The organism is Prevotella sp. P5-92, from assembly GCF_002251245.1.
Taxonomy (GTDB): domain Bacteria; phylum Bacteroidota; class Bacteroidia; order Bacteroidales; family Bacteroidaceae; genus Prevotella.
Window position 1 is genome coordinate 1 of sequence record NZ_NPJG01000058.1, and the last position, 5,966, is coordinate 5,966.

The 5,966-nt window shown below is 39.7% G+C and carries 6 protein-coding genes and 2 pseudogenes; 4 read left to right on the forward strand and 4 right to left on the reverse strand.

From position 1 onward, the window contains the following. A pseudogene (locus tag CIK99_RS16040) lies at positions 1 to 159 on the reverse strand (IS1380 family transposase); the annotation flags it as partial. Positions 160 to 282: 123 nt separating this feature from the next. On the opposite strand from CIK99_RS16040, the gene CIK99_RS06490 reads away from it, so the two are divergent. The 4 genes and pseudogenes from CIK99_RS06490 to CIK99_RS06510 all read left to right on the forward strand — a co-directional run. Then, the gene (locus tag CIK99_RS06490; RefSeq protein ID WP_254046470.1) at positions 283 to 1,110 is read left to right on the forward strand and encodes a nucleoside phosphorylase; all 828 of its coding nucleotides are present in this window, start codon (positions 283 to 285) and stop codon (positions 1,108 to 1,110) included. A gap of 27 nt (positions 1,111 to 1,137) precedes the next feature. Next, positions 1,138 to 1,920: an aminoglycoside nucleotidyltransferase ANT(9) gene (gene ant(9) / locus CIK99_RS06495; protein WP_197065809.1), complete on the forward strand. Its 783-nt coding sequence runs from the start codon at positions 1,138 to 1,140 to the stop codon at positions 1,918 to 1,920. A gap of 77 nt (positions 1,921 to 1,997) precedes the next feature. Then, the gene (locus tag CIK99_RS06500) at positions 1,998 to 2,537 is read left to right on the forward strand and encodes a dihydrofolate reductase family protein (RefSeq protein WP_042519993.1); all 540 of its coding nucleotides are present in this window, start codon (positions 1,998 to 2,000) and stop codon (positions 2,535 to 2,537) included. Between the two features lie 325 nt (positions 2,538 to 2,862). After that, a pseudogene (locus tag CIK99_RS06510) lies at positions 2,863 to 4,023 on the forward strand (tetracycline resistance ribosomal protection protein); the annotation flags it as partial. A 704-nt stretch (positions 4,024 to 4,727) separates the two neighbouring features. Here CIK99_RS06510 and CIK99_RS06520 read toward each other — a convergent pair. The 3 genes from CIK99_RS06520 to CIK99_RS06530 all read right to left on the reverse strand — a co-directional run. After that, on the reverse strand, positions 4,728 to 5,000 hold the full coding sequence (locus tag CIK99_RS06520; RefSeq protein WP_094380739.1) for a type II toxin-antitoxin system YafQ family toxin: 273 nt from the start codon (positions 4,998 to 5,000) through the stop codon (positions 4,728 to 4,730). Positions 5,001 to 5,009: 9 nt separating this feature from the next. Then, the gene (locus tag CIK99_RS06525; protein ID WP_094380740.1) at positions 5,010 to 5,222 is read right to left on the reverse strand and encodes a hypothetical protein; all 213 of its coding nucleotides are present in this window, start codon (positions 5,220 to 5,222) and stop codon (positions 5,010 to 5,012) included. A gap of 361 nt (positions 5,223 to 5,583) precedes the next feature. Beyond that, positions 5,584 to 5,966, reverse strand: a 383-nt coding sequence (locus CIK99_RS06530) for a transposase (RefSeq protein WP_144007916.1), incomplete at its 5' end; no start/stop codon positions are given.

Genomic DNA, 5,966 nt, shown 5'->3' on the forward strand with positions numbered 1-5,966 from the left:
AACGCTCATCAGCGAACGGACTATCTCGCTGAACTGATATCCGAAGATACTGCTGCATCTCTGACCCAGTGTTGAGTCGATAACGGGTGAAAGCATGGAGTCAAATTTCTCCATGATTGAAAAAATTCCTCCAAAAGGTGTGAGTTTTTCGAATTTTATTTGTACCTTTGCAGCGCCTTGTTACGATTTTTGCTTGTCTTCTTTTCGCAACACTAAGGTAAGTGAAAATTCTGACATGGCAAAATCCTGGGCAACTTTTTGTTGCTCAGGCACTTATAAATAATGTTAAACTATAGTGTTGCGGAATTAAGGAGAAAGAAAATTTTTATTGGAGATGATAGTATGGCATTAGTAAAGCACGATTATCCTATTTTGGAATACGATACCGCATCAAAAGCAATCTTTCAGCCGGGAAATGGGAAAAAGCACTTCCCTAAAAAAGCCGTATTTGCATTTTTGGGGGATGAAGTGGAAAAGTATGCACATGCCCACAGTGGAATACAGATAGATGAATTTGAGAGTGCAACAAAATTATATCCCATCTATGAATGCTTTCATAATCAGGAAAGGATATGTTTATGTCCGGCTCCGGTTGGGAGTGCTGCTGCTGTCCAGATTTTAGAGTATTTAATAGCAGGAGGTGTGACAGAAATTATTTCTGTCGGTTCCTGCGGTGTATTGGAAGATATTCCGGAGAACAGATTCTTAATACCCGTTTCTGCATTGAGAGATGAGGGAACTTCTTACCATTATCTTCCGCCATCCAGAGACATAAAGATTTCAACAGCAGGAATAAGTGCAATCAAATTTGCTTTAAATCAAAAGAAAATCCCATATTTGGAAGTCAAGACATGGACAACAGACGGTTTTTATCGAGAAACACTGGAAATGGTGCAATACCGCAAAGAGGAAGGCTGTCAAGTAGTGGAAATGGAATGTTCTGCACTGGCTGCATGTGCAGAATTTAGAGAAGTAATATGGGCTATGTTGCTTTTTACAGCCGACACGCTCTCGAATCCTCATAAATACCAAGAACGGAAGTGGGGAAAAGCAAGTGTATCCACCGCCTTGGAACTGGCATTTGACGCTGTTGTATTAATCAAAGAATAAAGGAAACAAATCTATATGGAAAATACAATGAACAATCGGAATGAAATCCCACAACAAGTGAAGCAAGTCGTTTCCATAGCAGAAACCCTATTGCAGGGGCAGATATTGGGAATGTATTTATATGGCTCTGCGACAATGAATAAATTGCGTCCGGACAGTGACATAGATATATTGATAATAACCAGACAAGAATTGAATCTGTCAACGAAAAAGGAGTTGACCAAGCAATTATTGGAAATTTCCGGCTTCGTAGGTTGCGCCGAAAAAAGACCATTGGAGATAACTGTCATCCATCAAAAAGACATTATTCCGTGGCAGTTTCCGCCCAAATGCGAGTATATGTATGGGGAGTGGCTTCGGAAAGAGATGGAAGCCGGAATGATTCCGCAGGCGTGTTTCGACCCTGATATAGCGATTCTATTATGGCAGGCGAGAAAAAGTAGTATGACGCTGAAGGGCGCAGATTGCAAACAACTTATTCTCCCGATTCCGTTCCGCGAAATACAAAAGGCTATTCAATTTTCTCTACCCGGTTTGATTTCCAATGTTAAGGGAGATGAAAGAAATGTGCTATTGACGCTATCCCGCATGTGGTTTACATTAGAAACCGAAGACGTGACAACGAAAGATGTTGCTGCGGAGTGGGTGATTCCCCAATTGCCGGAAACCTTTTCTTCCCTGTTGAAAACGGCAAAGGAAGCCTATTTGGGAAACCTGTCTGACGAATGGGAAACAATGGAAAATGAAACGCTCGCGCTTACCGGGTTTATGAAAGGTCGGATTGAAGAATTGCTTAAAGCCAAAGGGTAAAGCAAGCAAAAGCAAGAATATCCCTACAATAAATAAACCGTTTGAAATGGTGCTGCCTCTTTTACAATAATACACCTATGAGAAAAGTAATCCTTTATATTGCCGTCAGTCTGGATGGCTATATCGCTGACAGCGAAGGTTCCGTTGAATGGATAAGCGGACAAGATAAAAACGTGGAGATGGAAGACACCTTTACTCCATTCTTCAGTGGTGTGGACACGGTCATTATGGGAAAGAGAACCTACGACCAAATTGTGACCGAACTTTCTCCCGACCAATGGCCCTACGGGGAAGCGATGACCTATGTATTGACTCATCACAGTGAAGAAGAGGGCACAGAAAATATCCGTTTCAGGAATATGGATGTATGCCAACTGGTAGAGGAGTTGAAACAGGAATCGGGTAAAGATGTGTGGATTTGCGGAGGTGCAGAAGTGGCGCAACAACTCATCGCAAACAATCAAATAGACATTTATCATCTGGCGATTATACCGGTTCTTCTCGGTAACGGCACAAGGCTGTTTGGTGCTACCGATAAGAAAATTGACTTGGAAATGATTCGTACCAAGAAATACAACGGCATAATAGAGGTGGTATATAGTCGCAGGAAGATTTGATGTTTACTGTTTTAAAATCTTCTCCCTTTAGAATACACGATTAAAGATTACGACCATATTTCCGATTTACTGCTCGTAAATTATTGATTAATAATCAGTTGTAAATACTAACATTATAAATTAGAGACTATATAAACAAGAAAAACATTCATACACATTTTCTATTTTTGAGAAAATTCGTATCTTTGCACATAAGAGAGTTATTTGACAGCATAGCAACGCAAAACGCTGAAATTCGCACAGTTGCTAAATCGTTACCTCTATTTCTCAAATAATTCGCTAAAAGTTTATTCTTCAATCGGTTAAGTCAAACCGATAAAAATCTAAAATAGAACATGACCCCAAAGGGCATAAAAGAAGTTTTCTAAAAATTATTGACGGAAGGCTGAGACTTCGAACCGTTATAAAAGTCAATGATTCTGAAAAATTCATCAAGATTAAAAATCTAAAAACCATTTATCAGGGCAAAGAGATAAATGTTGATGAAGTGGTTGCTAATGATATCGCAATTATAGAAGATATAGAAGAATTAAGAATCGGAGATTATTTAGGTGTTAAACCTTGTCTGATTCAAGGATTATCTCATCAGCATCCCGCCCTCAAATCTTCTGTCCGACCAGACAAGCCCGAAGAGAGAAGCAAGTTGATATCCGCTCTAAATGTATTGTTTATTGAAGACCCGTCTCTGTCCTTTTCCATAAATTCATATAGTGATGAATTGGAAATCTCGTTATATGGTTTAACCCAAAAAGAAATCATACAAACATTGCTGGAAGAACGATTCTCCGTAAAGGCCCATTTTGATGAAATCAAGACTATCTACAAAGAACGACCTAAAAAGAAGGTGAATAAGATTATCCATATCGAAGTCCCTCCCAACCCTTACTGGGCCTCCATAGGACTGACTCTTGAACCTTTACCGATAGGGTCAGGGTTGCAAATCGAAAGTGAAATCTCCTTTGGTTATCTGAACCATTCTTTTCAAAATGCCGTTTTTGAAGGAATCCGTATGTCTTGCCAATCGGGATTGCATGGATGGGAAGTGACGGATTTGAAAGTAACCTTTACTTATGCCCTTTATTATAGTCCGATAAGTACCCCTGCCGATTTTAGACAATTGTCTCCTTATGTCTTCAGGTTGGCTTTGCAACAATCAGGAGTGGATATTCTCGAACCGATGCTCTATTTTGAGTTACAGATACCACAAGTAGCAAGTTCCAAAGCTATTACAGATCTGCAAAAAATGATGTCTGAGATTAAAGGTATCAGTTGTAATAATGAGTGGTGTCTTATTGAAGGGAAAGTTCCATTAAATACAAGTAAAGACTATGCCTCAGAAGTAAGTTCATACACTAAAGGCTTAGGCACTTTTATGGTTAAGCCGTGTGGGTATCAAATAACAAAAGGCGGTTATTCTGATAATACCCGTATGGAAGAAAAGGATAAACTTTTATTCATGTTTGAAAAATCAGTATCATCAAAATAATGGAACGATCCAGGAATTTCTATAAGACAATACGGTTGGGGTATATACTTATCTCCGTTCTTATCGGATGTATAGCATATAATAGCTTCTATGAATGGCAGGAGATAGAAGCATTAGAACTTGACAACTTGAGTTCAACTTATAAATGCAACTTTTTGGGTGCGGATAATAAGCAATAAAAACATTTATTTTTCAGAGAGGAAAGAGAGACAATGTCCCCCTTTCTCTCACTCTGAATGGATAAAGTTTGCTATCTTTCCTCTATAAAACCTAATAGATTTCCGGGTAAGGAGTAACTAAAACAAAGGACTTTGGCCAAGTATTTCTTAAAATGGCACATAACATCCCACACCCACGTTTACGCGGATGTGGGGGATTATCATACTTTCCTCTTCGAGCTCAAGGCTCAAACAGGCTTCCATGGCCACCCGTGGGATAAGTTAATTTGCCAGCGAGGTCAGAACCATCACAAAGATAATAGCCTTTCCATGAGTGGTATATCGTTGTCACCCGTTTGAAGCGGACGATTGACGATCTTGTTTTTGGAAGTCAACGTAATCCGTCTTGTCGTGGATTACATGCCATGCGGCAACTAATAACTTTCTAGCCACAGCCACAATGACCTTCATCTGTGGGTCATAGGGACAGGTACCTTGATTCACTCTTTCGGGTCGATGAACCTTTCCCTCGTGATTTTTATTCCATTAAAACAGGTCGCTATGTGTACCTGTATCAACAAGAATCAATTCCAACGCATAATCGTTTTGGCGCCAAATCAGCAACCAATCTGGTTCAAGATGACATTCCCAACAGCCAGAATACTTTCCCGACAATCTATGAGCTTTGTATTCTAACGGCAAACATCCCTTTTCTTGGAGTATATCCAATGCGTCTGTAAACACCTTGATTTCAAGACCTCTTTTGACGCACTTTTTTAAGGAGCGTTTGAACTGCCCAGTATATATTATTTCATACATGGCAATGGGTTATTCGAGTATTTGGGAAACTAGATCTTGAGAATTCTTTGCATGATAAACATTTCCTTTGCGGATGTCTTCAAGCCCCTTTTCTATGCCGCTTTTTTTCTTGCTCGACATAGCGGAAACTTCCCAGCCCATACCTGATGCAAGTTTCTTTAACATCTTAATGTCAGACTTGGGCAGTGTGAGTTGTATTGTTTGAGATTGCATGGATTCCATATTGTTTGCCTTTCTTTTACTATTTGATTATTTATGTCCTGTAAGCATAACATAACACTTTGATTTACGTATATGCCATTATATCTCGCTGCAAAATTACAAATAAAAATTGAAAGGACAAAGAAAAAGGGAGAAAAACTTAAGTCTTGCTCCCTGATGATTTCACAAATCCTGCAAATAGTCCTTAATATCCTAAAATCCGCAACTATCATCCAATACACGATTAAGGGTAGATTTATGAGTCGTTAGTAGTAGCTTTCAGTAAAAAGCAACAGCACAACATCAATATGTAGCCACCATCCCCTTACCCCACGATGCGACTTGAGGTAATACGCAGATTCAAACCGGAAAGAAAGGATTCTTATCCGAATTCTGTTTTGAAGGGTTTTGCATAAGCTCGGTTCTCTGTGTAGATATTCAGCACGTATTGCCTTGCAGTCATGATCCACTTGGCAGGTACGGAGATGAATCTGAAGACAAAAGCCTTTATGCGACTCGTTTTCTTGAGCCCAAAAGCCTTGGTGTCAAGCCTGCTCATGATGGTCTTGTAGAAATTGTGTATCAATGCAGTAAGCAGAAGAAAGACAGTATTCTCCGCCATGAATGACTTGGGGAGCCTGCTCCAACCGAATCCGTTGTTCATGTCGTCAAAGATACGTTCCTTGCCGCCACGCAGATTGTAGAATTCAACAATGTCCCTTGTCGATGACTTGTAATCGTTGGTCAGAATACAACGGTAAGTGA

Coding starts and splice junctions, on each gene's coding strand:
- CIK99_RS06490 (WP_254046470.1), top strand. CDS start 283: ATGTTAAACTATAGTGTTGCGGAATTAAGGAGAAAGAAAATTTTTATT.
- CIK99_RS06500 (WP_042519993.1), top strand. CDS start 1,998: ATGAGAAAAGTAATCCTTTATATTGCCGTCAGTCTGGATGGCTATATC.
- CIK99_RS06520 (WP_094380739.1), bottom strand. CDS start 5,000: ATGTATGAAATAATATATACTGGGCAGTTCAAACGCTCCTTAAAAAAG.
- CIK99_RS06525 (WP_094380740.1), bottom strand. CDS start 5,222: ATGGAATCCATGCAATCTCAAACAATACAACTCACACTGCCCAAGTCT.